Genomic DNA, 24812 nt, shown 5'->3' on the forward strand with positions numbered 1-24812 from the left:
AAGCCCGCGGCTCACTCCGCCGGTTTGTTCTTGCGGCTCGCCTTGAGTTCGAGGAACTCGATGATCTTGCCGGCCACATCCTTGCCGGAGGCGGCTTCCACCCCTTGCAGGCCGGGGGAGGAGTTGACCTCCAGCACCAGCGGGCCGCGGGCGCTGCGCAGGATATCGACCCCCGCTACATCCAGCCCCATGATCTTGGCGGCCTGCACCGCGGTAGCGCGCTCTTCCGGAGTGATCTTGATCGCCTCGGCGGTGCCGCCACGGTGCAGGTTGGAGCGAAACTCCCCCGGCTGTGCCTGACGGCGCATGGCGGCAACCACCTTGCCGTTGACCACCAGACAGCGGATGTCGGCGCCATTGGCCTCGCGGATATACTCCTGCACCAGAATGTTGTTGTTGGTCTGGATAAAGGCCTCGATCACACTCTCGGCGGCCTTCTGAGTCTCGCAGAGCACAACGCCAATCCCCTGGGTTCCCTCCAGCAGTTTCACCACCAGCGGCGCCCCGCCCACCATGGTGATGAGGTCGGGCACGTCGTGGGTGCTGTGGGCATAGCCGGTGATGGGCAGGCCGATACCGTGGCGGGAGAGCAGCTGCATCGCCCGCAGCTTGTCGCGGGAACGGCTGATGGCCACCGAGCTGTTGAGGGCCATGGTGTTCATCATCTCGAACTGGCGCAGCACGGCGGTGCCGTAGGCGGTAATGCTGGCCCCGATCCGCGGGATCACGGCGTCATAGCTTCCCAGCTCCCCACCCTCGTAGTGAATGGAGGGGTTATGGGAAGCGATATTCATATAGCAGCGCAGGGTGTCGAGCACCTCTACCTGATGACCGCGCGCCTGTGCCACCTCGACCAGACGGCGGGTGGAGTAGTTTTTCGGCTCACGGGATAAAATGGCGATCTTCATGACAATTCCGCTAGAAGGCTGTGCCTGGGCAGGATGGGGCGGGAGAGTATAAGGTGCCACAGCGCCAAGACAACGCCAATTGTTTATCCTGACAACAAGACAAACCACACCAAACCGCACGCTACCACATCACTGTGACCAACAGGTTAAACGGCGGCTCTGCGCAGGTTGTTCAACCCAAGCAAGGATGCCGCCGTTTCTCGTTAAAGATCAACCGGTGTCACGCGGGAGTCAGTTCAGGTTTGGCCCCAACCAGCGTTCGGCCTCGGCCAGTGTCATCCCCTTGCGAACGGCGTAATCTTCCACCTGATCGTGCTGGATCTGCGCCACCGCGAAGTATTTGCTCTCGGGGTGGGAGAAGTACCAGCCCGACACCGCCGCCCCCGGCCACATGGCGTAGGATTCGGTGAGCTGCATGCCGATAGCCTGCTCCACCTTCAGCAGTTCCCAGATGCTCCCCTTCTCGGTGTGCTCCGGGCAGGCAGGATAACCGGGAGCCGGGCGGATGCCCTGATAGTTCTCGCGGATCAGCTCCTCGTTGCTGAGGGCCTCGTCGGGAGCATAACCCCAATGAACCTTGCGCACCTGCTCGTGCAGATACTCGGCAAAAGCTTCGGCCAGACGGTCGCACACCGCCTGAATAAGGATGGCGTTGTAGTCGTCATGCTGCGCCTTGTAGGCCTTGGCGATGGCCTCCTCACCGATACCGCCGGTCACCGCGAAGGCGCCGATCCAGTCGGGCTTGCCGCTCTCTTTCGGCGCCACATAGTCCGCCAGACAGTAGTTGGGGAAGCCCTGCTTCTCGCTCTGCTGGCGCAGGTGATGCAGCACCTTGATGACCTCGGTGCGGGACTCGTCACTGTAAACTTCGATGCTGTCCCCTACCGCGTTGGCCGGGAACAGGCCGATCACCCCGGCGCAGCGCACGCTCTGATCCTTTTCCAGCTGGTCCAGCATGGCGTTGGCGTCGGCAAACAGCTTGGTCGCCTCCTCGCCGATGATCTCGTCCTCGAGGATGCGCGGATACTTGCCCGCCAGCTCCCAGCTGAGGAAGAAAGGCGTCCAGTCGATGTAGGGGCGCAGCTCCGAAATGGCCACATCTTCGAACTTCTGCACCCCGAGCTCGTGGGGCTTGGGTGGCTGGTAGCCAACCCAATCCAGCTGATGCCGGTTAGCGCGGGCGTGGGCCAGACTGACCGGGCGGGAGCGCGGCTGCTTGCGGGCATGCTGATCCCGGGCGATCTCGTACTCCTTGTCGATGCGGGCGACAAACGCCTCCTTCAGATCCGGACTAAGCAGGCTCTGGGCCACCCCCACCGCGCGGGAAGCGTTGGAGACATAGACCACGGGCTCCGAGTAGTTCTGTTCGATCTTCACCGCAGTGTGCGCCTTGGAGGTGGTAGCACCACCGATCAGCAGCGGCAGCTTGAAGCCCTGACGCTCCATCTCTTTGGCCACGTGCACCATCTCGTCCAAGGACGGGGTGATGAGACCCGACAACCCGATGATATCGGCGCCGACCTCACGCGCAGTCTTGAGAATGGTCTCGCAGGAGACCATGACCCCGAGGTCGACAATCTCGAAGTTGTTGCACTGCAGCACCACCCCGACGATGTTCTTGCCGATGTCGTGCACGTCCCCTTTCACGGTCGCCAGCACGATTTTGCCGTTGCTGGAGCCGCCCGACTTTTCCGCCTCGATATAGGGCTGCAGATAGGCCACCGCCCGCTTCATCACCCGCGCTGACTTCACCACCTGCGGCAGAAACATCTTGCCCGCGCCGAACAGGTCGCCGACCACGTTCATGCCATCCATCAACGGCCCTTCGATGACGTGCAGCGGCTTCTCGGCGCCAGCGCGCGCCTCTTCGGTATCCTCTTCGATAAAGTCGGTGATCCCCTTGACCAGTGCGTGCTCCAGCCGCTTGCCCACCGGCCAGCTGCGCCACTCCTGATCCCGCGGATCCTCAGCCTGGGCACCGGCACCGCGATACTTCTCGGCGATGGCCAGCAGCTCCTCGGTGGCATTGTCATTGAGGTTGAGCACCACCGCCTCGACCTTCTCTTTCAGCTCCGCCGGAATGTCTTCATAGATGGCGAGCTGACCGGCGTTGACGATCCCCATGTCCATGCCGTTCTTGATGGCGTGATAGAGGAAGACGGCGTGAATGGCTTCGCGCACCGGCTCGTTGCCGCGAAACGAAAACGAGACGTTGGAGACGCCGCCGGAGATCATGGCGTGGGGCAGGTGCGTCTTGATGTCCTTCACCGCCTCGATGAAGTCCACCGCGTAGTTGTTGTGCTCGTCGATGCCGGTCGCTACCGCGAAGATGTTGGGGTCGAAGATGATGTCTTCCGGCGGGAAACCGACCTGATCCACCAGGATCCGGTAGGCACGCTGGCAGATCTCGAACTTGCGGGCGCGGGTATCGGCCTGCCCCGCTTCATCGAACGCCATCACGATGACGGCGGCGCCGTAGCGGCGCAGCAGTTTCGCCTGCTGAATGAACTTCTCCTCCCCCTCTTTCATGGAGATGGAGTTGACCACCGGCTTGCCCTGCACGCACTTGAGGCCCGCTTCCAGCACCTCCCACTTGGAGGAGTCGATCATCACCGGCACCCGGGCAATATCCGGCTCACCGGCGATGAGGTTCAGGAAGCGCACCATGGCCGCTTCGGCGTCAAGCATCCCCTCGTCCATGTTGATGTCGATGATCTGGGCACCGTTCTCTACCTGCTGCTTGGCAACGTCGAGCGCCTCGTCGTAGAGCCCCTCTTTGATCAGCCGCTTGAACTTGGCTGAACCGGTAACGTTGGTGCGCTCCCCCACGTTCACGAACATGGACTCGGGGGTGATGATCAGCGGCTCGAGACCCGACAGGCGGCAGGCCACCGGCAGCTCGGGCAGCACGCGCGGCTTGATGCCCGCCACGGCATCGGCCATGGCGCGGATATGGGTCGGGGTGGTGCCGCAGCAGCCGCCGACCATGTTGAGGAAGCCGCTCTGGGCCCACTCGCGGATATGCTCTGCCATCTCACCCGCATCGAGGTCGTACTCACCGAACGCATTGGGCAGACCGGCGTTGGGGTGGGCACTGACATGGGTCTCGCTGATGCGAGACAACTCCTCCACATATTGGCGAAGCTCATCGGGCCCCAACGCACAGTTGAGGCCGAACGACACCGGTTTTACGTGGCGCAGCGAGTGGTAGAAGGCTTCGGTGGTCTGGCCGGAGAGGGTTCGGCCGGAGGCATCGGTAATGGTGCCGGAGATCATCACCGGCAGGCTGTAGCCCAGCGCCTCGAACACCCCTTCCACCGCGAAGGCGGCGGCCTTGGCGTTGAGAGTATCGAAGATGGTTTCAATCAGGATTATGTCGGCGCCACCCTCGATCAGCGCCTGGGTCGATTCGGTATAGGCGGCCACCAGCTGGTCATAGGTGACGTTGCGCTTGCCGGGATCGTTCACATCCGGCGAGATGGAGGCGGTGCGGTTGGTGGGGCCCAACACCCCTGCCACGAAACGCGGCTTGGCGGGATCTTTTGCCGTCCACTCGTCGGCCACGGCGCGGGCCAGACGGGCGGCTTCACGGTTGATCTCGGCGGAAAACTCTTCCATCTCGTAATCGGCCATGGCGATGCGAGTGGCGTTGAAGGTGTTGGTCTCGAGAATGTCGGCCCCGGCAGCGCAATACTGCTCGTGGATCTCGCGGATCACCGCCGGACGGGTCAGCACCAGCAGATCGTTGTTGCCCTTGATGTCGGTATGCCAGTCGGCAAACCGCTCACCCCGATAATCCGCCTCCCCGAGTTTGTAGCCCTGGATCATGGTGCCCATGGCCCCGTCGATGATCAGGATCCGCTCACTGAGGCAGGCTTCCAGCTTCTTTGTTACGTCCGACTGCTTGCTCGGCTCTCTGCTCGACATTACGTTCGACACCGCGTGTTCCTCTTACATCCATGCAACTGCGTAAACAGCATCCTAACAGCAAACAAATAAAATGGAAATCTAGCCGTCTATCAGTCCAAATACGCCACCATATACTCATTTATGGGTAATGAGTAACATAGGGCCCGAGAGTAACCTATGCCCGTCCTGCATAGGGATACGTGCTTGCTGTCTACCAACGAGAAAAAAATAACTATGAGCGTCTACTACACACTCTGTTTTCTGGCAGCGTTGGCGATTTTTATCGCCTTTGCCAACCAGTATGTTGTGAAGATCCAGACCACCATCGCCATTACTGCGGGCTCCATGCTGATCTCCGCACTGCTGGTGCTGTTTGGCAAACTGGGCTGGTTCAATCTGGAACCTCTTGCCGTCAAGACCATGGAGAGCATCGACTTCCAGAACTTCCTGCTGAAGGGGATTCTGGGCTTCCTGCTGTTCGCCGGTGGCCTCGGCATCAACCTCAAGGCGCTGCGTAGCCAGAAGTGGGAGATCACCATTCTGGCCATCATTGCCACCCTGCTCTCCACCTTCCTCATCGGCTACGGCTTCTGGTTTATCGCCAAGCTGCTGGGCTGGGAATTGCCGCTGGTCTACTGCATGCTGTTCGGCGCGCTGATCTCCCCCACTGACCCGATTGCCGTACTGGCCATCGTCAAGAAGATGAAAGCGCCACCCCAGATCGCCATCCAGATCGAAGGGGAATCCCTGTTCAACGACGGTGTTGGCCTCGTCATCTTCGCTACCGTGTTTGCCGTCGCCTTTGGCGGGGTTGAACCCACCTTCGGCAGCGTGGCCGGTCTGTTCCTGCACGAAGCCCTCGGCGGCATCCTGTTCGGTGCCGTGCTGGGCCTCATCGCCCACGTGATGATCAGCGCCACCGATGACGGTTCATTGGAGCTGCTGCTGACCCTCTGCATCCCGACCGCCGGTTTTGCCTTTGCCAACATGATCGGCGTCTCCGGCGCACTGGCCATGGTGGTCACCGGCATCATGATCGGCAACTGGACCCGTCACTCCGGCTTCTCCGAGCAGAGCAGCCATCACCTGGATCACTTCTGGGAGTTGATGGACCAGTTCCTCAACGCCCTGCTGTTCCTGCTGATCGGTCTGGCGCTGGTACTGCTGGATCTCGCCTGGCGTGACTGGATCCTGCTGGTCATTGCGGTGCCGCTCTGCCTGGGTGCCCGCTTTATCAGCGTGTCGCTGCCCTATGTGGCTTTCCGCCGATTCCGCAATTACAACACCTTCTCGGTACGGATCCTCACCTGGGGTGGCCTGCGCGGTGGTCTGGCGATGGCGATGGCACTGGCACTCCCCTCCGGCGTCATGATGATACCGGAACATGGCGTCGACCTGCGTCAGGTCATCCTGGTGATGACCTACTCGGTGGTGATGTTCTCCATCGTGGTGCAAGGCATGACCATCACCCCGATGATCACGGCTGCCAAGAAGGCCTGTGGCGACTACTGAGTCGGCCCACTGTGCTGATTGCAGAATGAGAGAGGGCTCCCGTCGGGAGCCCTCTTTTTATGGCGGATAGTTGCGAATATTTGCTGCTGATAGCACCTTGATTACACAGAGGAAAAGCGTACGGACTTCAACATCGGCAAATTATTGTTTGCTTTTTATTCATTTCGAGGAGAGAATGCGCGTCGGCTAGTTAATCAGCCCTGTTTATGTTTACCCTGCAATGCTTCACCTCACGATGAATCCTGCCAGTACCCGCATAACCTTCTTCTGATTTACTCGCCTTGAGAACCGTCAGGCTGTCTGCCTGCGTTGCCCGGTTCTCACGGTGCAGACCCGATCTGCCCACCCAATTTGATTTATGCATCAGCATATTCCTTGAAAGTGCAGACGCCCCTTAACCGGGCTGGGTATTCCTGCGCGCTTGTCGTTCATCCAATCGACCGCGCCCATTGACCTGACATTTGCCAATACAAGGAGCAAACACCTAATTTATATAGAGAAATACCATGATGAAAGCAGTACAAACACACAAGCCCCTGCGTCGCAGCAAGCCCATCAACCTGCCTGTGCAAGAGCACGACAATGATGCGTTTCTGATCCAGTTCAGCACCCGCTTCAGCGGCGGTTTCGCCATCTCCTGTGATGGTATCGCTGGCGAGTTCTCCATCGAAGACCTCAACTGACCCTGCCTGCCCTCCGGCAGCGCTCGATGCAGACAGGCCGCAACTCACGGCGGCCTCTTTGCTTCTCTCACGCCTTTAGCCAGACCCGGCCTCTTGCTTGTCACTCAGCCTGACAGCCACCTCGCCATTCGCTTTGCCGCTCTCTGACCTTGATCACTGCTCCAGCAGCAGGCACTCATCGGCATCTTCGCTCAACTTGACCAGTCGACTGCGCACCAGCCCCAGCTTGGCCAGCAGGCCGATGGAACGCTCGTTGCCCGGAGTGACGATGGCAACTACCTGCCCGATCCCCAACCGGCTTTTGCCATCGGCAAGGGCGGCCTGCGCCGCTTCAATGGCGTAGCCCTGACCGCGATATTGCGGCAGGAAGGCGTAACCGATATCGACCTGCTCCAGGGTGTCGCGCTTGATCAGGCCGCAGATACCGAGGCTGACACCGTCCTCTTTGCGCTCCACCAGATAGAGTCCGTGACCATAGCGGGCATAGCTGACCGCCGGCCCCTGCTGGATATACTCCTGCGCTTGCTCCAGGGTGCGAATGCCCCGATCACCGATGTAACGATAAAAGTCGCCGTCATTGAGCAGCTCAAGGATGAAGGGGGCATCGGTGGCGATCATTTCGCGCAGGATCAGGCGGGAGGAGGCAATCATGGCAAGGGCTCTCAAACGGAAAGTGAAGGGCAAAGAGTGCCCCGTCACTCACGGGCTGGCAAGCCTGTGGCACCATCAGCCATGAAAAAGGGGCCGCGTTGGCCCCTGATGAGATGGGATAAACGGGCTCAGGCAGCCAGCAACCCAGCGTAGCCATTACCCTGCTCGCGCAGCGCAGTGAACTGGGCGGCGCAATCGGCCCAGCTCAACCCCAGCGCATCTGCCACCTTGTGGGGCCACTCGGGTGGCGCCTCTTCCCCCACATCGGATTGCGCTGCCAGCACGATCGCCAGATGGATCAACCCGGCCTCGGCGGAGAACTCCTTGGCCAGCATGGGGTTGTAGTGATACTCCACCGCATTGCTGATGGTCTCGGGGAACTTCCAGTAGCGTGCCATGGCCGCCCCGACCTGGGCATAATTGAAGCCGACCACCAGCTCTTCCGCCTTGGCCCGTCCCTTGTGCAACTCCAGATCGTGAATGTGGTGAACTGTGTTTTCCGGCAGGCCTACGTGCATCACCAAGCGGCCGAGATCGTAGAGCAGGGCGCAGGTAAAGACCTCATCCCCCTTCATCCCCTTCTTCACCGCCAGACGACGCGCCAGCTCCGCCACGTTGAACACGCAGCCCCAGAAATGTTTGAGGTCAATGCCGGGCACCGCAGTGACCGATTCGGTCAGCCCGCAGGCCAGCACCATGTTGCGCACCATCGCCAGTCCAAGCCGCACCGCAGCTTCATTGACGGTACCGATCTGGCGACTGCTGCCGAACTTGGCCGAGTTGGCCAGACGCAGCAGCTTGGCGGAGATGACAGGGTCCTTGTTGATCAGCTTGCTGATCTTCAGCAGATCCGGATCCTTTTCATTGAAGGTCTGGATCAAATCGCGCATCACTTCCGGGATCTGGGGCAGTAGCTTGGGCTCAGCCAGCAGGGAATCTATCGTGGGCATAGGCGTGTCCATCCATGTTATCTGTGTTCCAACCTGTTTGCCGCGGCAAACTCCCGTTAATTATGAGTAACAAATGGCTGCGTGATCGGATTGTTTGTGTTGATGGTAAACGGGAGCCGCTCCGCTTCGGGTTATACTGCGCTCCTCACTCACTGATGCGAAAAACCGATGAACGACTCTCAGGAATTTTTTGACGAAGACGCACTGCTGGAGATGGTGGAGAACCAGCTCAACGACGGTCACCCGCCCCACGTGAAAGCTACCTTGATGAGACTGGTGATGAAGGGCACCCCGCGGGAAGAGGCACTGCAATATATCGCCTGCGCCCTCGGTGCCGAGCTGATGGCGATGGAGGCCGATCAGGGCCCCTTCAATCTGACCCGCTATGGCGAGTTCCTCGACAGCCTGCCCGAGATGCCCTGGGCAGACGACTGACCCGAGCTTGATGACGGATGCAAAAAGGGCGGGTGCCGATGGCCCCGCCCTTTTTGCATCTGCTGAACACCAAGCGATCAGAACTGGGAGTTGATGATCACCTCTTCCCCCAGCGCACCTGCCAGCGGCAGTGGCCGATAGGTGGAGTTGGCCGAGCGCAGCAGACGAATGCCGCGAATGCCGATCTCCTGCGCCGCCTTGATGTCGCCATCGGCATCGCCGTAGAAGATCTTCATCTGCTTATCCTTGAGCCACTGCACCTTGGTATTCTGCCCCGGCTGGTCGCCGGCAAAGATCACCGGGTTTAGCTGGTCGGCCGGAATATTCATGGTCTGCTGCAAGGTCTTGCTCACCGTCTCGGTCTTGGTGGCCGAACGACCGGTGACGAAATAGATGTGATCGCCGCGCTTGAGGTGCATGGCGATGAGCGCCTTGCCCACCTCTTTCGGCACGCTGAACGCATCCCAGCCATTGTTCATCTTCTCCCAGAAGGCAGGGTTCTTCAGGTAGCTCTCGTCGTTGGGGGAGAACTCCTGCTTGCCGCGATAGAACCCCGGGCTGGAGAAGAGCAGGGTGTCGTCGATATCAAAGCCGACGGCCATTGGCGGCAATCCATCCAGACTCTTGGCTATCTGATCCACCGAGACCCAGTGGATGGGGGCCTGCTGGGCCAGAGTCACAGTGGTAACACCGGCAGGAACCGGCTGGAGCGTCGCTGCCTCACGGGCAACTGCTGGCATGGCGAGGGTGGCAGCCAACAGGGTGGCAAGCAGCGCCGGACGGGCGTTCAGTTTCATAAAAAAGCGCCTTTATCTTCAAACAAAAGAGGGGGCCAATAGTGCCCCCTTGCTGCCTGGCAAACTGTGAATCTCCCGGCAAAAGGGGGCATTTGGCGCCCGATAATTAATCTTCGATTGGCAACAGATCGGTAAAGACAAAGCCATCGCGCACCACTGTCTCGCCGACCCGGATCCCGAGTGGGCGCGCAAACATGGGGCCGTCGTAGGCCAGGGTGTGAAACTCGCCGTTCTCGCCGCACGGATCGACCCCCTCCGGCAGCGCCGCCAGCAGTGCCTCGTCAAAATCGTGCCCCCCCAGGCTGGCATCCAGCTTGTTCGGGTCGAGAGCACTGATCCGCGCCTTCAACCCGGCGGCCACCATCTGCGGCGCCAGTTCACGGGTATTGCTGCCCCACAGCGGGAACAGTGGTTCGATGCCTGTGCCTGCCAGCTGCTTTTCACGGTAGGCGCGCACATCCTCGAGGAACAAGTCGCCAAAGGCCATATGGCGGATCCCCTGTGCCACCACATCGGCGATAAAGCCGGTCATGATGCGGGCGTAATCCTCGTTGCTGCAGGGCCAGGGCAGATCGATGGTGATGAGGGGCAGCCCGACGCAGGCGGCCTGCTCGGTCAACAGCTGCTTGCGCACCCCGTGCATCGCCACCCGCTCGAATGCCTGATTGAGGGTGGTGAACAGCCCAACTACCTCGATGGCTGGATCTTGCCGCAGCTGATGCAGTGCCCACGCACAATCCTTGCCGCTGCTCCATGAGAGCAGTACCCGTTTCTTTTCCATCAATCCTCCGTCGTGGGGCGCTCCGGGTTTCCCAAAAGGCTGCCCCAAAAAGATGCAAGACAGTGTTGCGAATTGCGCGATTTACATGCAAGTGGCGAGCAGCATACTCTCGATCACCTGTATATGCCCCTTGCCCGGGCTCAACAATAACTAAAAAAGCGATGGGAAACATAAGGATATGACGACAGTGACACAACAGTACGATCACACCCGCCCCCTCAACCGGCAGGACTACAAAACGCTGGGACTGGCCGCCCTCGGCGGTGCGCTGGAGTTTTACGACTTCATCATCTTCGTCTTCTTCGCCGTGGTCATCGGTGAACTCTTCTTCCCGGCCGACATTCCGGAGTGGCTGCGCCAGTTCCAGACCTTCGGCATCTTCGCCGCCGGCTATCTGGCTCGTCCGCTCGGCGGCATCATCATGGCCCACTTTGGCGACCTCATCGGTCGCAAGCGGATGTTTACCCTCAGCATCATCATGATGGCGCTGCCCACCCTGCTGATCGGTCTGCTGCCAACCTATGCGGTGCTCGGTATCGCCGCACCGCTGCTGCTGCTGCTGTTGCGGATCCTGCAGGGTGCCGCCATCGGTGGCGAAGTGCCGGGAGCCTGGGTCTTCGTGGCGGAGCACGTGCCCGCCCGCCGGGTCGGTATCGCCTGCGGCACGCTCACTGCCGGGCTGACGGCCGGCATCCTGCTCGGCTCTCTGGTAGCCACCGCCATCAACCGCGGCATGAGCCCGAGCGATGTGACCGACTGGGGCTGGCGACTCGCTTTCGTCCTCGGTGGTGTGTTCGGCATCGTCGCCATGTACCTGCGCCGCTGGCTGCACGAAACCCCGGTCTTTGCCGAAATGCAGGCCAATAAAGCACTGGCCGACGAGCTCCCCCTCAAGACGGTACTGCGCAGCCACAAGAGCAGCGTAGTGGTCTCCATGCTGCTCACCTGGCTGCTCTCCGCCGGGATCGTGGTGGTGATCCTGATGACCCCCACCTACCTGCAGAAGGTCTATGGCATCACCCCGGCCGAGGCGCTGACTGCCAACTCACTGGCCATCGTTGCCCTCACCCTTGGCTGCATTCTCTATGGCCGGGTGATCGACCTGCTGGGCAGCGGCCCCACCTTCATGCTCGGCTCCCTGCTGCTGGCTGGCTCCAGCTACGCCTTCTATCACGGGATCGCCTCCGGCATGAGCAAGCTGGTGCCGCTCTATATGCTGGCAGGCTTCGCGGTCGGGATTGTCGGCGCGGTCCCCTACGTGATGGTCAATGCCTTCCCGCCGGTGGTGCGCTTCTCCGGTCTCTCTTTCTCCTACAACGTGGCCTACGCCATCTTTGGCGGACTGACCCCCATGCTGGTCACCCTCTGGATGGCAAGCGATGTGCTGGCCCCCTCCCACTACGTGGTGAGCCTCTCGGCACTCGGTTTTGTCATCGGCTGCTGGCTCTGGCTGCAGCAACGCAACCGGCCACAGCAAGCGCCGCAAGCGGCCTGACCCGAACAACAAAGCCCCGGCACCTGCCGGGGCTTTGTTGTACTGCTTATGTTCAGTTTGGCCAACATAAGATAGCCTCCCTCTGGGGCATGCCACCCGCTCGCCCCCATGACTTTCAACTCTTTATCCGAGGCTCAAGATGTTCTTTCAGGTCGTATTACTCACCTTGCTGGCACTGCTGCCCATGGTCAACCCGCCCACCACGGCCACTCTGCTGCTGGGGCTGAGCAAGGGGATGTCGCGCGAACATGTGCGCCGCCAGGTCAATCTGGCTGCCATCTATCTCTTCTGCACCCTCTGCATCACCTTCTTCATCGGATCCTCCATTCTGGATCTGTTCGGGATCTCCATTCCGGGTCTGCGTCTGGCGGGCGGCCTCATCATCGGCTTTATCGGTTTTCGCATGCTGTTCCCCGCCCCCAGCCAGCAGAGCGGGGTCGATATCAACCAGAGCATCGCCTTCGTTCCGCTCACTATGCCCAGCATGTGTGGCCCGGGCACCATGGCACTGGTGATCAGCGGCGCAGCCCAGATTGCCGAGCTGCCGGCCGAGTACGAGCGTCTGTCCATCTATGGTGGCGTGGTAACGGCATTTGCCCTGATGAGCCTGATCAGCTGGGGCGTGCTCAAACTGGCAGACCCGGTCTGCAAGATCCTCGGTGCCACCGGCATCGATGCCATGACCCGCATCATGGGCTTCCTGCTGGTCTGCATGGGTATGCAGTTCTGCATCAACGGCATCAAGGAGGTTGCACAGGATCCGGTATTCCATGGTGCACCTGCGGTTCAAACAACTCCCCATTTGCCGCAAATGGACGGCCATTTTGATCAACTGCCGAAGCCGCACCAGCAGTGATTGAAAACGGTATCAAAAAGTCCCTGACGATCTGCACTGATCTTGTTCCTGATCATGTTATTGACACATGAATGAGTTAGTTTGTTTTTCATACAGACTGTATTCAGATGGACGCTGATAGGTTTGTTGATGAATACCCACTCAACTTCAGGAGAGTATGCAGATGGATAAGATGCTGACCGAAATAGGGAGCCATAGCCTGTTTCATGAGTACCTGAACGTGGTTGGGGTCACAAGCCCATCCCTCGCCAAGATCGAGCAACGTTGGGAATACAAGGAGCAGGAACAACTGGTGGCCAAGATCCAGATCGACAAGCAGGGCAACGCCCGCTACTTCATCGACGCCCGCGCAATATCAGTCAACTGATACTCTGTATCCTTACCAGCCCCGGCCTACTGACCGGGGCTTTTTGTTTTCTATGACTCCGAATAACAAAAACCCCGGCGCATGGCCGGGGTCTGCATAGCACCGGGTTACTACTCACTTCGCTTACTGGGTGCCACCCACGGTGAGCTGATCCAGTTTGAGGGTGGGCTGGCCGACACCGACCGGCACGCTCTGCCCCTCTTTGCCGCAGATGCCGACGCCGCGATCCAGTGCAAGATCGCTACCCACCATGGAGACCTGGCTCATCGCCTCGGGGCCGTTGCCGATCAGGGTCGCCCCCTTGATGGGGGCGGTGATCTTGCCATCCTCGATGAGGTAGGCCTCGGAGGCGGAGAAGACAAACTTGCCGGAGGTGATATCCACCTGACCGCCGCCGAAGTTGGGGGCATAGATGCCCTTCTTCACCGAGGCGATGATCTCGGCCGGATCGTACTGACCCGCCAGCATGTAGGTGTTGGTCATGCGCGGCATCGGCATGGCGGCGTAGGATTCGCGGCGACCGTTGCCGGTGAGCGGCACCCCCATCAGACGAGCATTCTGCTTGTCCTGCAGGTAACCCTTGAGGATGCCATTCTCAATCAGCACGTTGTAGCCACCCGGCGTCCCCTCGTCATCGATGGAGACGGAGCCACGCCGACCCGGCAGGGTGCCGTCATCGACGATGGTGCAGTGTTTGGAGGCCACCTGTTCGCCGATGCGGCCAGCAAACGCGGAAGAGCCCTTGCGGTTGAAGTCCCCCTCCAGACCGTGGCCCACCGCCTCGTGCAGCAACACGCCGGGCCAGCCGGCGCCGAGCACCACCGGCATGGTACCGGCCGGTGCATCGATGGCGTCGAGGTTGACCAGCGCCTGACGCACCGCTTCGCGCACATAGCCAAAGGCGCGGCTCTCCAGCCCGTCCAGTTCGAGGAACCAGTCGTAACCAAAGCGGCCACCGCCACCGGCACTGCCGCGCTCGCGACGATCGCCCTTCTCGGCAATCACGGTCACCGACAGCCGCACCAGCGGGCGAATATCGGCAGCCAGGGTACCGTCGGTCGCAGCCACCAGCACCTCTTCGTAAACACCGCTGATGGAGGCCATCACCTGATTGATGGCGGGATCCAGACTTCTGGCGAACTTGTCCATCTGCTCCAGCAGGGCGATCTTCTGCTGCTTGTCGAGGGTCTGCAGCGGATCCATGGCCGGATAGAGCAGGTTCGCTTCGGTGCGCGCCCATGCCTTCACCTTGCCGTGAGCACCGGCCGCGGCGATGCCGCGAGCAGCAGTCACCGACTGTTGCAGCGCCAGCAGGCTCAGCTCGTCCGAGTAGGCAAAGCCGGTCTTCTCGCCGCTGACGGCGCGTACCCCGACCCCCTGATCGATGTTGTAGCTGCCATCCTTGACGATGCCATCTTCCAGCATCCAGGACTCGTGCCAGCTGCGCTGGAAATAGAGATCGCCGAACTCCACCTGATGGCTCATCAGGCTGCCGAGCAGCTGCTGCAGGCGCCCTTCGTCGAGATCGTTCGGGGCCAACAGGGAGGCACTAACCTGGCTCAATAGACTCAATCTTCTTCTCCACTCTCGTAACGAGCTGTTTTAAATCGTCTTGCCGACGGGTTGGCGACAAGCCACACCATCACAACAAACGGGCATGCTCCAGCACAGGCAAACGGCTGCGTTTCAATTTTTCACCACACCATCAGAGCAAACGGGCGTGTTGCAGCACTGGCATGGTGCGATGCAATTCGTCGATAAATCCGGGCTCCATCTTCGCCAGCACTGTGCCGCGCCCGCACTCTTTGCTCGCCAGCACCCGACCCCAGGGGTCGATCACCATGCTGTGGCCCCAGGTCTGGCGCCCCGTTTCGTGAGTGCCGCCCTGATTGGCCGCGACTACGTAGCACTGGTTTTCGATGGCGCGGGCCCGCAGCAGCGGCTCCCAGTGCGCCTCGCCGGTCACGGCGGTAAAGGCGGCAGGCACCAGCAGCACGCGGGCACCGGCTCGGGCCAACTGGCGGTAGAGCTCGGGAAAGCGCAGATCATAACAGATCGAGAGGCCGAGGGGACCAAAGGGAGAGTCCACCAACACAGGCGCCTCCCCCGGGCTGAAGGTCTCCGACTCACGGTAGCGACCGTGATTGTCCGCCACATCCACGTCGAACAGGTGGATCTTGTGGTAGTGGCCCCTGAGCTCACCGCTGGGGTCAAACACCAGCGAGCTGGTGTGGATATGGTCGGAACCTGCGATGGTGGTCGGCATTCTTGTCGGCATAGCCCCGGCCACCAGCCAGATGCCGTAATCTCGTGCCCATTCGGCCAGCTGCTGCTGGATCGGGCCCTCACCTATGGTCTCGGCCCCATCCAGATAACCCTGCCGTTCGCCAAACAGGGCAAAGTTCTCCGGCAACAGCACCAGCAGCGGCCGCTCTTTGGGCAAGGCCGCCAGTTCAGCGGCGATCTGCTCCCGGTTATCCTGCCAGTGACGGCCAGATACTAGCTGTATTGCGGCTAACCACATGACGTTCTCCTTGTCGCTTGGGCCATCAGACGGTGACAGCATCCCCCGCCTGCAGGGTGTAATCCAGCACTATGATGCGCTCCAGCACCGGACGGAAGATGGCCTTGAGGGCATCGTGATCAGGATGGGGCAGATAACGCTGGCGGGCGGCTTCGTCGGCGAAGGTCATCAGTACGCTGTGGGTAAACCCCTCGGCCCGCCCCTCCGGGCTGTCATCCCGACCCCACTCCACGGCGGTCACGCCGCTGACCTGATGGGGAATTGCGAGAAAGGCGGTACGCACCGCATCTATCCGGGCAGGCTGGGTGCCCGGCTTGAAGGCGATCAGCAGGATATGTCGGATCATGGCTCACTCCTTGTGATGGTGCCGGGCCGCTCGTTCAGCGCTGAGCGGGCCCTGCGTGTTTGGGGCTCAGCAGGAAAGGGGTCACCTCTTGCGTCGGCAGGCCGGGGGCAACGGCGTCAACCGCCTCTTTCTGCTGCTGGTTGAGCTTGATGCGCGCGCGATCTCGTCCCGCCTCGATCAGCTTGGGTGCGTCGAGCGGCCCCGAGATGCGAAAATCGATGCGGGTCACCACATCCACCACCGGCTCCAGCAGTTTGGAGAGGGCCAGCACATAGAGACCCGTGACCGGCGTGATGGAGAAGGCCGCCACCACCGGGAGGGTGCCCCCCAGATTGGGGGAGAAGCTCAGCTCGTAGTCGAGCCGCCAGCGCACCAGATCGGCGATCCCCTCGCCGCGCAGGTTACCTGCCGCCCCCTTCATATAGAAATCATCGTTGCTGACCTGCCCCTGCTTGATGGTGGCAGAGGCGGACATGGATTCGAAGTAGAAGCCCTTGTCGAACACATCGCGAAAATCGAGCTGCAGCTTGCGCAGCAGGGAGTCGAGGCTGAGCAGGGAGAGCAGCCGTGCCCCCTTATCGTTGATCTCCCGCAGGGTGCCACCCTCCAGCTGATAGTTGGCACTTCCCCCCAGAGTCGGCAGGCTCGGGCGATAGGGCACATCCTGCCAGTTCAGATCAAAAGCGAGGGAGCCGGGGGCATCGCCGATGGGCGAGGTGTAGCCCAGCCGCTTGAGCAGCAGTTCGCTGTTCTTGCTGGTCAGCTTGCCACGGGCGCGGGTCTCCATCCGGTTGCCATCGGCCAGCCAGTCGACGCTGCCGGTGAGCTGACTCCCCGCCAGCCGCACATCCAGCCCCTTGAGTGTCACCTTGTTGGCGCCGGGCACCAGCTCCCCTTTCACTTCACCAAGAGGTAGCTCGCCAAAGCGGCAATCGACACAGCTCACCTTCAACCAGGGGATGGAGGCCATGATGGCGTTATCCTGCCTAGCATCGGGATCCGGGCTGAGATCCGAACTCTTGCCGGACCAGTAGATGCGGGCAAACTTGGCATCCACCGGGCGATTGGCCACTGCGGGCAGGCGGATCACCCCCATCACATCGGGGCTGTCGATCATCACTTCGGTCGCCTGATTGGTCGGCCCCACGGTGAAACGCGCCGCCTTGAGGGTGGCACTGCCGATATAGGCGCGAGCCAGCTGTCCATCCACCCACCACTCCTGCGGCAGAAAGGCGGGGCCGACCACCGCATTGCCGGTCTGGTTCTGCGCTGGCAACCACTGCTTGAGTCTGGCCAGCCAGCCGCCCACATCGGCCTCCTGCTGGTTGATGGCGAGCAGCATGGGGGCATCGCGCATTACCCGGGCGCCCGGCTGGCCCACATCAACTCGCACCCGGCTGAGATAAGGTACCCCTTCGCCGTAGACCAGTCGGGTCTGCATATCCACATCAGCCCCCAGTACGGCACGAATGTCGGAGCTGCCATCCCGGCCACGGGCGATCACCTTGAGCGGTAGCCGGCTGGCACTGCTCTTGGCCAGCGGCAGCGGCAGATCCAGCCCCATCCCCTGCAGGTTGGAGTCGAGCGCCAGCTGGAAACTAAATGGCTTGCTGTCGGGCAGGGTCAACCCGAGCTTGCCGCCCCAGTTACTGCGGCCGTTGAGAATGCCGAATGAAGAGATGGCGGCGGGCTGGCGGCGGCTATCCCACTGCCCCTTGAAATCGAGGTCGACCTGATAGTGATCCGGATGCTGGCGCCCCTGATAGTCGAGGGTCAGCGGCTGGTTCCACAGGCTCGCCTTGAGGTTGCTGAAGCGGGTCTGTTCGTTGTCATATTCGAGGCGCCCCTGCACCTTCTCCAGCGGCAGGTCCAGACTGGCGACCCGCACCTTGTTGTTGCTGAAGGTGGCATCACCGCTCGCCTTGACCTCGCTCTCGCCATCGAGAGGAATATCGAGCTTGACCGAACCAGCCATCGGGCCGCGGATCTCGATCTCCCGCAGCGCCTGACCTACCGAACTGCCCAGCGGGGAGTCCTGCAGGTAGTCGCTGATGGCCTTGCCCTCCCCCTGCACCTTGGCATCCACATAGAGGTGGGCGCCGGGGGAGAGATCCGGGATCCAGGCATGCACCGAGTCGGAGCTCGCCTTGCCGAGTTTGGTGGATCGGCTGCGCATATCGAGGCCGGCATTCTGGAACAACAGGTCGATCTGCAGGTCGGTGAGCGGTTGCCAACCGGGGAAGAACTCGTAGGTGGCCTGCTCCAGCGGCACCGCCACCTGGAAGATGCCCTTGCCGTTGTCGTAGGGAAAGTCCCTGAACTCGCCATACCAGAGCAGGTCGGCCCCCTTGGCCTTGCCCCCCTTGATGGCGCCGCTCAGGTAATCCACCAGCCCCTTGTCCATCGCCTGCAGCGGGAAGTAGCGATCCGCATGGCCCGCATTCTTCACATCGATGCGACCGGTCAGCGCGAGGAAAGGGTGCTCGAACAGATCGAGGCGGAAACGGCTGGACAGGGTCAGATCCGGGTTATCCAGCGCGATATCCTGCCCGTAGAGCACCCAGCCCTGTTCCTCGCGCCACCAGTCGAGGCGGGCCGAGAAGTGGTCGACCGGGATTGGCACCTTGAAGTGACGGGCGGGATCCACCTTGTCGTTCGCCAGCGCCAATCTGGCGCTACCGCCGGTCGGGGTAAGCCAGAACTCGCCGTTGAGATCCTGCATCCCGGGTATATCCTGCCAGGCCTTGAGGCGCACCTTGCTGAAGCGGCCACTGAGGGAGAGCTCCTGCCAGTCGGCATTGGCCAGCAGCGTCAGATCCTGCACCGAACCCTGCGGATTGGTCTGGCGCAGGGTCTCGCAGAGTGTGGGGTAGAGCGCCGAGACCAGCTGACTGATCTGGGTGATCTTGTCGAACTCTATGCTGGGCAGATAGCCCTGCACCCGATCCCCGATCCGTTCCAGTTGCAAGCGGCTCTGCAACCAGGGTTTGCCATCCAGCTTGAAGGTGACGTTGTGGCTGGCCAGCTGCCAGTCGGTGCCCTCACGGCGCAGCTGGATCTTGCCACCATCGAGGCCGAAACGGTGCATATCCCCTTTCTTGGGATCCTTCCAGATCAGGTAGTTGTTGCCAAACGCCAGCAGGGTATTGCCCAGCTTGCCGCTGTCAAACTCGCTCCAGAGCTGGAAGTCGAGCTGACCGGCAACCTTGGGTTCGCCCGCATGGATCTTGGTCAGGGTCGGGGTGATATCGAGCTGGCGGGCCCCCAGATAGAGCTGACCCTTGAGGCGATCGAGCCGGGCAGTCGGGGCGTCCACATCCAGAATCAGATCGAGGGTGCTCTCACCCACCCCGTTGATGAGGTAAGCCTTGCCGACCCCCTGATGGCGCTTGCCACGGTTCTGCCAGCGCAGTTGGGCGATGTCGAGGGCGCGCAGATCACCGAGGGAGGTGGTGACGCTGAGGCGGGTGTTGTGCACATCGAAGGTGGAGAGCTGGGTCAGCAGAAAGCGCAGCAGGGCGCCCTGCTGGGGATCGCCGGAGGGGCTGTCGTCAGCCGGTTGGCGCAAGTCGATGGTGATATCGCCATCGCTCAGAATCAGCTCACCAAACACCGGCTTGAGCTCGTTAATGGTGCGCCAGAAGTCGAGGTGCACCCAGGCTTTGCCGAGCTGTACGGTAAAACGCCCCGAATCCGGGGCGATGGCAAGTTGCTGCAGTTCGAGAGCGGGCCCGGACTGTGTCCAGTCCAGCCCCACTTGCTCCACGCTGACCTTGAGTTGTGAATCGCCCAGCAGAGTGTGGATCAGACTCTCCCGGTATTGATTCAGCAAAGGGCCCCCGACCCGTACCAAGGTGACCAGCATGGCCATCAGTACGAATAGGACCCCCAGGGCCAACCAGCCCCGACTCAGCCAGCGATAGACCAATTACATCATCACCACGTCGAACTGCTCCTGACCACAGAGGGGTTCGCTCACTACCCGCACCTGCTTGCCGATAAACACTTCCAGCTCCGCCAGACTGTGGGACTCCTCGCCATGGAGGTAGTCGGCCACGGCCGGGGCCGCGTAGACGGTGAACTGATCCGCATCGTAGGCACGATTGACCCGAATGATCTCCCGCAGGATCTCGAAGCAGACCGACTCCACCGTCTTGACCCGGCCGCGCCCCTTGCACTCGGGGCACTCGGAGCAGAGCACATGCTCCAGACTCTCGCGGGTGCGCTTGCGGGTCATCTCCACCAGACCGAGCTGGGAGAAGCCGTTGACGTTGGTCTTGGCACGATCCTTTGACAGCGCCTGCTCCAGACTGTGCAGCACCCGACGGCGGTGATCCTCGGACTGCATATCGATGAAGTCGATGATGATGATGCCGCCAAGGTTGCGCAGGCGCAGGTGACGGGCGATGGCCGCCGTCGCCTCGACGTTGGTATTGAAGATGGTCTCTTCCAGATTGCGATGGCCGACAAAGGCGCCGGTGTTGATATCCACCGTAGTCATGGCTTCGGTCTGGTCGATGATGAGGTAGCCGCCGGATTTCAGCTCCACTTTGCGCTCCAGCGCCCGCTGGATCTCGTTCTCCACGTCGTAAAGATCGAAGATCGGCGACTCGCCGGGGTAGTACTCCAGCTTGCTGGCCAGCTCCGGCACGTACTCTTCGGTGAAGCGCTTGAGCTGATCGAAGCTCTGGCGGGAATCAACGCGGATCTTGTCGAGCTCGGCACCGACAAAGTCGCGCACCACCCGAAATGCCAAACTGGGATCCTCGTAGAGGATCTTGCAGGGTGGATACTTCTGTTTGCGCTCGAGGATCTTGCGCCACAGCCGTTTGAGGAAGGCGGCATCCTGCTCCAGCTCCTGCTCCCCCACCCCTTCGGCGGCGGTGCGGATGATGTAGCCACCCAGCTCGTCCACATAACCGGCCACGGTGCGCTTGAGGCGCTCCCGCTCTGCTTCGGACTCGATACGTTGGGAGACACCGACGTGGGCACTGCCCGGCATAAAGACCAGATAGCGGGATGGCAGGGTGATATCGGTAGTGAGACGGGCACCCTTGGTACCCAGCGGATCTTTCACCACCTGCACCATGATGTCCTGCCCCTGACGCACCAGCTCGGCGATGTTACCGACCTGGAACTGCTCCTTCTCCTTCACCGCCACACACTCGGTGTGGGGGACGATATCAGAGGCGTGCAAAAAAGCTGCCTTGTCCATGCCGATATCGACGAAGGCCGCCTGCATGCCCGGGAGTACCCGGCTGATCTTGCCTTTGTAGATATTGCCCACGATGCCGCGTTTGGCCTGACGTTCTACATGCACTTCCTGCAGCAGACCGTTTTCGACCAGAGCGACCCGGGTTTCGGAGGGGGTAACGTTAACCAGCAGTTCTACCGACATAAGTAACCTTGCCTGTTCCAGTTTTGAATTCTATAGAGCCAATCCGGTACAACGCGCGCAAGGGAGAAACGCAGCAGAGCACAGCTGACGGGAAATTATTTGAGCTGTTCCAGATGATGCTTGATCAGCAAGTCTGTCTCCAGCAGGGGCAGGCCGACCACGGCGCTATAGCTCCCTTCGATGCGGCTGACAAACTTGCCGGCAATACCCTGAATGCCATAAGCCCCGGCCTTGTCACAGGGCTCACCGGTCTGCCAGTAGGCCTCGATCTCGGCCTCGTCCAGCTTGCGAAACGCCACGTTGGTGGTGACCAGACGCACGTCACAACGATCCTTGCTGGCCAGCGCTACCGCCGTCATCACCTGATGCACCTTGCCGGAGAGGGACTCCAGCATATCCTTGGCATCCAGCAGATCGGACGGTTTCTCCAGTACCCGGTCGCCCAGCACCACTATGGTGTCGGCGCCAAGCACCGGCAACGCCGTCGGCGCACACGCCACGCCCGCCATCGCCTTGTCACGGGCGAGGCGGCAGACGTAATCCTGCGCCTTTTCACCCTCTTCCCGCTGCTCGGGCACATCCAGTTTCAGCACCTCGAAGCGGTAGCCAATCTGGGTCAGCAGTTCACGGCGACGGGGAGAAGCCGAGGCGAGATAGAGTTGTGGTTCGTTGTTTTTGTTCATATTTACCTGATATTGAAGCGGCGCCGCACCTTGCGCAGCACCAGAAACACCCAGGGCCATATTAGCATCGTCGTCAACGTCGACCAAAAGTAGGAGAAGTTGAGACTGGCCTGGCTGAACAGATGCTCGGCCCAGAATACCGTCATTTTACCCACCAGCGAGAGGCCACCGATGATCAGTGCCTGCTGCCAGAGGGAGAAGTTGCGGATCTTCTGGAACTGGAAGGCCGCCAGATAGGTGGTGATGGCCATCGCCATCGCCCGCACGCCGAGGGTACTGCCAAGCAGCACATCCAGCAGCAGGCCCGCCACCCAGGCGGTGCCGACGTTGGTCCGGTGCGGCAAGGCCAGTGCCCAGTAGATGAGCACCATGGCCAGCCAGTCCGGGCGGAAGGGGTCAAATTCGAAAGGAAGCGGCAGGATCGACAGGCTCAAGGCCAGCAGGATCGAGATCCAGATCCAGATCCTGCCGCTGGCGGGTTCTAGCATCAGCGGGTGGCTCCTGCGGCGGACGCAGCGGGAGCCGCCCGTTCGCCATCCTCATCATGTACTTCAGGCTTCTTGTCGGTCCACAGCAGCAGCAGATAACGCAGTCTGTCCAGCTCCACCAGCGGCTTGGCCTCGACCTGGGCGAAGGGCTTGCCCTCCACATACTCGGAGCGGGTCACAGTCGCCACCGGATAACCTTCCGGGAAGCGGCCACCCAGACCCGAGGTGACCAGCAGGTCACCCACCTGAATATCGGTGTTGCGCGGCAGGTTGCGCAGCTCAAGCTTGTCGAGCTCGCCACTGCCGGAGGCAATGGCACGCAAGTCGTTGCGCAGCACCCGCACCGGAATGCCATGGCTGGAGTCGGTGATCAGCAGCACGCGACTGGTGGTGGAGCCCACGTGGAGCACCTGACCAATCACCCCCTGATCGTTGATCACCGCCTGACCGTTATAGACGCCATCCAGCGCCCCCTTGTTGATCAGCACCTGATGGCTGAAGGGGTCGGAATCCACCGACAGCAGCTCGGCCACCATCTTGCGGGACTCTTTGTGCACCGGTGAACCCAGCAGCTCGCGCAGACGCTGGTTCTCGTGCTCCAGATGATCCATCTTGAGCAGGCGAGAGCGCAGGGTAAACAGCTGTTGCTCCTGCTGTTTGGTCTGCTCGATGAGATCGGCGCGGGTCTGCACCTGGGTCGACATGGTGTCGAGCAGGGTACCAGGCGCATTGGCCATGTATTGCAGGGGACTGACTAACGAACTGAGGTAGACGCGGACATGGGTAAACACACCGAAGCGGGAATCCGCGACGATGGCAGCGATGGAGATGATGACGGCGAGAAACAACCGTAACTGAAGCGAAGGGCCTCTACCAAAAATGGGTTTCATGGGTCGTCAAAAAAGAGCCGGCACGCTGGCCGGCTTTGGGTCTTATTCGTAGTGGAACAGATCGCCACCGTGCATATCGATCAGCTCCAGCGCCTTGCCGCCGCCACGGGCCACACAGGTGAGGGGATCTTCGGCAACGACGACAGGAATGCCGGTCTCTTCCATCAGCAGACGGTCGATATCTTTCAGCAGTGCGCCACCACCGGTCAGCACCATGCCGCGCTCGGAGATGTCGGAAGCCAGTTCCGGCGGAGACTGCTCCAGCGCCACCATGACGGCAGCCACGATACCGGACAGCGGCTCTTGCAGCGCTTCCAGGATTTCGTTGGAGTTGAGAGTGAAGCTGCGCGGTACACCTTCAGCCAGGTTGCGACCACGCACTTCAATCTCGCGCACCTCTTCGCCCGGATAGGCGGAGCCGATCTCGTGCTTGATGCGCTCGGCAGTCGCTTCACCGATCAGGCTGCCGTAGTTGCGACGGACGTAGCTGATGATGGCTTCGTCAAACTTGTCGCCACCGATACGGACGGACTGGGAGTAGACCACACCGTTCAGAGAGATGATGGCCACTTCAGTGGTACCACCACCGATATCAACCACCATGGAACCGGTCGCTTCGGATACCGGCAGGCCGGCACCGATGGCAGCAGCCATAGGCTCGTCGATCAGGTAGACCTCACGGGCACCGGCGCCCAGTGCGGACTCCTTGATGGCGCGACGCTCAACCTGGGTTGAACCGCACGGTACACACACCAGCACGCGCGGGCTGGGGCGGAAATAGTTGTTGTCGTGAACCTGTTTAATGAAGTGCTGCAGCATCTTCTCGGTCACGTAGAAATCGGCGATCACGCCATCTTTCATCGGGCGGATTGCGGAAATGTTGCCCGGGGTACGGCCCAGCATCTGCTTGGCGGCATGACCGACAGCAGCGACCGATTTGGCGTTCCCGCGCTCTTGGCGAATGGCGACAACTGAGGGTTCGTTAAGGACGATCCCTTGATCTTTTACATAGATCAGGGTGTTGGCAGTTCCCAAATCGATCGACAGATCGTTGGAAAAGACGCCTCTGAGCTTTTTGAACATGGCTACGGGAAATCCTAAGAATTTGGAGGTGCAGAAAACCGGCTAACTTTACCAAT

At 60.9% G+C, this 24812-nt stretch carries 21 protein-coding genes; 6 read left to right on the forward strand and 15 right to left on the reverse strand.

Annotated elements, in window-relative coordinates; all coding sequences use genetic code 11:
- Positions 1-11: 11 nt before the first annotated feature.
- Both rimK and metH read right to left on the reverse strand, forming a co-directional pair.
- Entirely contained in the window at positions 12-908 is an 897-nt protein-coding gene (gene rimK / locus I6L41_RS14405) for a 30S ribosomal protein S6--L-glutamate ligase (RefSeq protein WP_005340088.1), read from the reverse strand.
- A gap of 231 nt (positions 909-1139) precedes the next feature.
- Positions 1140-4835 (reverse strand): methionine synthase, encoded by a 3696-nt coding sequence (gene metH / locus I6L41_RS14410; protein WP_216959636.1) that lies wholly within the window; start codon positions 4833-4835, stop codon positions 1140-1142.
- A 216-nt stretch (positions 4836-5051) separates the two neighbouring features.
- Here metH and I6L41_RS14415 point away from each other — a divergent pair, with 216 nt between their 5' ends.
- Together I6L41_RS14415 and I6L41_RS14420 are read left to right on the forward strand one after the other, a co-directional pair.
- On the forward strand, positions 5052-6329 hold the full coding sequence (locus tag I6L41_RS14415) for a sodium:proton antiporter (protein ID WP_021231596.1): 1278 nt from the start codon (positions 5052-5054) through the stop codon (positions 6327-6329).
- Positions 6330-6835: 506 nt separating this feature from the next.
- Positions 6836-7012, forward strand: coding sequence for a hypothetical protein (locus I6L41_RS14420; protein ID WP_005340085.1), 177 nt, complete (start codon positions 6836-6838; stop codon positions 7010-7012).
- A gap of 153 nt (positions 7013-7165) precedes the next feature.
- On the opposite strand, the gene I6L41_RS14425 is transcribed toward I6L41_RS14420, so the two are convergent.
- Positions 7166-7663 carry a GNAT family N-acetyltransferase gene (locus I6L41_RS14425; RefSeq protein ID WP_042081371.1) on the reverse strand — a complete coding sequence of 166 codons (498 nt, stop codon included), beginning with the start codon at positions 7661-7663 and terminating at the stop codon, positions 7166-7168.
- Between the two features lie 128 nt (positions 7664-7791).
- Positions 7792-8613 (reverse strand): HDOD domain-containing protein, encoded by an 822-nt coding sequence (locus I6L41_RS14430; RefSeq protein ID WP_005357745.1) that lies wholly within the window; start codon positions 8611-8613, stop codon positions 7792-7794.
- A gap of 168 nt (positions 8614-8781) precedes the next feature.
- On the opposite strand from I6L41_RS14430, the gene I6L41_RS14435 reads away from it, so the two are divergent.
- Positions 8782-9048, forward strand: coding sequence for a hypothetical protein (locus tag I6L41_RS14435; protein WP_033112538.1), 267 nt, complete (start codon positions 8782-8784; stop codon positions 9046-9048).
- A 77-nt stretch (positions 9049-9125) separates the two neighbouring features.
- Here the strand turns inward: I6L41_RS14435 and aphA are convergent, their stop codons facing one another.
- The gene (gene aphA / locus I6L41_RS14440; protein ID WP_216959639.1) at positions 9126-9845 is read right to left on the reverse strand and encodes an acid phosphatase AphA; all 720 of its coding nucleotides are present in this window, start codon (positions 9843-9845) and stop codon (positions 9126-9128) included.
- Between the two features lie 106 nt (positions 9846-9951).
- Positions 9952-10626, reverse strand: a complete 675-nt coding sequence (locus I6L41_RS14445; RefSeq protein ID WP_216959642.1) for an adenine nucleotide alpha hydrolase — start codon at positions 10624-10626, stop codon at positions 9952-9954.
- A 178-nt stretch (positions 10627-10804) separates the two neighbouring features.
- Here I6L41_RS14445 and I6L41_RS14450 point away from each other — a divergent pair, with 178 nt between their 5' ends.
- The 3 genes from I6L41_RS14450 (at position 10805) to I6L41_RS14460 (ending at position 13344) form a co-directional block, all read left to right on the forward strand.
- Positions 10805-12121 carry an MFS transporter gene (locus I6L41_RS14450; RefSeq protein WP_216959645.1) on the forward strand — a complete coding sequence of 439 codons (1317 nt, stop codon included), beginning with the start codon at positions 10805-10807 and terminating at the stop codon, positions 12119-12121.
- Positions 12122-12260: 139 nt separating this feature from the next.
- Complete coding sequence (locus I6L41_RS14455) at positions 12261-12977, forward strand: MarC family NAAT transporter (RefSeq protein ID WP_216959649.1); 717 nt, start codon at positions 12261-12263, stop codon at positions 12975-12977.
- A 163-nt stretch (positions 12978-13140) separates the two neighbouring features.
- Positions 13141-13344 carry a hypothetical protein gene (locus I6L41_RS14460; RefSeq protein ID WP_033112613.1) on the forward strand — a complete coding sequence of 68 codons (204 nt, stop codon included), beginning with the start codon at positions 13141-13143 and terminating at the stop codon, positions 13342-13344.
- 123 nt (positions 13345-13467) lie between these two features.
- Here I6L41_RS14460 and tldD read toward each other — a convergent pair whose 3' ends face one another.
- The 9 genes from tldD to I6L41_RS14505 all read right to left on the reverse strand — a co-directional run bounded on the left by tldD (position 13468) and on the right by I6L41_RS14505 (position 24756).
- Positions 13468-14916: a metalloprotease TldD gene (gene tldD / locus I6L41_RS14465; RefSeq protein WP_042032236.1), complete on the reverse strand. Its 1449-nt coding sequence runs from the start codon at positions 14914-14916 to the stop codon at positions 13468-13470.
- A 133-nt stretch (positions 14917-15049) separates the two neighbouring features.
- Positions 15050-15868, reverse strand: a complete 819-nt coding sequence (locus tag I6L41_RS14470) for a carbon-nitrogen hydrolase family protein (protein WP_216959652.1) — start codon at positions 15866-15868, stop codon at positions 15050-15052.
- A gap of 25 nt (positions 15869-15893) precedes the next feature.
- The gene (locus I6L41_RS14475; RefSeq protein WP_110304192.1) at positions 15894-16214 is read right to left on the reverse strand and encodes a Dabb family protein; all 321 of its coding nucleotides are present in this window, start codon (positions 16212-16214) and stop codon (positions 15894-15896) included.
- 34 nt (positions 16215-16248) lie between these two features.
- A complete protein-coding gene (locus I6L41_RS14480; RefSeq protein WP_216959655.1) occupies positions 16249-20142 on the reverse strand; it encodes a YhdP family protein in 3894 nt (1297 codons plus the stop codon).
- Complete coding sequence (gene rng / locus I6L41_RS14485) at positions 20143-21612, reverse strand: ribonuclease G (protein ID WP_005340056.1); 1470 nt, start codon at positions 21610-21612, stop codon at positions 20143-20145.
- A 95-nt stretch (positions 21613-21707) separates the two neighbouring features.
- Positions 21708-22295, reverse strand: a complete 588-nt coding sequence (locus I6L41_RS14490; protein ID WP_005340055.1) for a nucleoside triphosphate pyrophosphatase — start codon at positions 22293-22295, stop codon at positions 21708-21710.
- Positions 22296-22297: 2 nt separating this feature from the next.
- The gene (gene mreD, locus I6L41_RS14495) at positions 22298-22783 is read right to left on the reverse strand and encodes a rod shape-determining protein MreD (RefSeq protein ID WP_005340054.1); all 486 of its coding nucleotides are present in this window, start codon (positions 22781-22783) and stop codon (positions 22298-22300) included.
- Positions 22783-23673, reverse strand: coding sequence for a rod shape-determining protein MreC (gene mreC, locus I6L41_RS14500; protein WP_100647004.1), 891 nt, complete (start codon positions 23671-23673; stop codon positions 22783-22785). Before mreC ends, mreD begins: the two co-directional genes overlap by 1 nt.
- Positions 23674-23715: 42 nt before the next feature.
- Complete coding sequence (locus tag I6L41_RS14505; protein ID WP_005340051.1) at positions 23716-24756, reverse strand: rod shape-determining protein; 1041 nt, start codon at positions 24754-24756, stop codon at positions 23716-23718.
- Positions 24757-24812 lie beyond the last annotated feature (56 nt).

Origin of the sequence: Aeromonas sp. FDAARGOS 1411 (assembly GCF_019047125.1) — a bacterium.
Taxonomy (GTDB): Bacteria; Pseudomonadota; Gammaproteobacteria; order Enterobacterales; family Aeromonadaceae; genus Aeromonas; species Aeromonas veronii.

Bases quoted from the DNA above. Each gene is read 5' to 3' on its own strand.
- rimK (WP_005340088.1), bottom strand. From the start codon at position 908: ATGAAGATCGCCATTTTATCCCGTGAGCCGAAAAACTACTCCACCCGC.
- metH (WP_216959636.1), bottom strand. From the start codon at position 4,835: ATGTCGAGCAGAGAGCCGAGCAAGCAGTCGGACGTAACAAAGAAGCTG.
- I6L41_RS14415 (WP_021231596.1), top strand. From the start codon at position 5,052: ATGAGCGTCTACTACACACTCTGTTTTCTGGCAGCGTTGGCGATTTTT.
- I6L41_RS14420 (WP_005340085.1), top strand. From the start codon at position 6,836: ATGATGAAAGCAGTACAAACACACAAGCCCCTGCGTCGCAGCAAGCCC.
- I6L41_RS14425 (WP_042081371.1), bottom strand. From the start codon at position 7,663: ATGATTGCCTCCTCCCGCCTGATCCTGCGCGAAATGATCGCCACCGAT.
- I6L41_RS14430 (WP_005357745.1), bottom strand. From the start codon at position 8,613: ATGCCCACGATAGATTCCCTGCTGGCTGAGCCCAAGCTACTGCCCCAG.
- I6L41_RS14435 (WP_033112538.1), top strand. From the start codon at position 8,782: ATGAACGACTCTCAGGAATTTTTTGACGAAGACGCACTGCTGGAGATG.
- aphA (WP_216959639.1), bottom strand. From the start codon at position 9,845: ATGAAACTGAACGCCCGTCCGGCGCTGCTTGCCACCCTGTTGGCTGCC.
- I6L41_RS14445 (WP_216959642.1), bottom strand. From the start codon at position 10,626: ATGGAAAAGAAACGGGTACTGCTCTCATGGAGCAGCGGCAAGGATTGT.
- I6L41_RS14450 (WP_216959645.1), top strand. From the start codon at position 10,805: ATGACGACAGTGACACAACAGTACGATCACACCCGCCCCCTCAACCGG.
- I6L41_RS14455 (WP_216959649.1), top strand. From the start codon at position 12,261: ATGTTCTTTCAGGTCGTATTACTCACCTTGCTGGCACTGCTGCCCATG.
- I6L41_RS14460 (WP_033112613.1), top strand. From the start codon at position 13,141: ATGGATAAGATGCTGACCGAAATAGGGAGCCATAGCCTGTTTCATGAG.
- I6L41_RS14470 (WP_216959652.1), bottom strand. From the start codon at position 15,868: ATGTGGTTAGCCGCAATACAGCTAGTATCTGGCCGTCACTGGCAGGAT.
- I6L41_RS14475 (WP_110304192.1), bottom strand. From the start codon at position 16,214: ATGATCCGACATATCCTGCTGATCGCCTTCAAGCCGGGCACCCAGCCT.
- rng (WP_005340056.1), bottom strand. From the start codon at position 21,612: ATGTCGGTAGAACTGCTGGTTAACGTTACCCCCTCCGAAACCCGGGTC.
- I6L41_RS14490 (WP_005340055.1), bottom strand. From the start codon at position 22,295: ATGAACAAAAACAACGAACCACAACTCTATCTCGCCTCGGCTTCTCCC.
- mreD (WP_005340054.1), bottom strand. From the start codon at position 22,783: ATGCTAGAACCCGCCAGCGGCAGGATCTGGATCTGGATCTCGATCCTG.
- mreC (WP_100647004.1), bottom strand. From the start codon at position 23,673: ATGAAACCCATTTTTGGTAGAGGCCCTTCGCTTCAGTTACGGTTGTTT.
- I6L41_RS14505 (WP_005340051.1), bottom strand. From the start codon at position 24,756: ATGTTCAAAAAGCTCAGAGGCGTCTTTTCCAACGATCTGTCGATCGAT.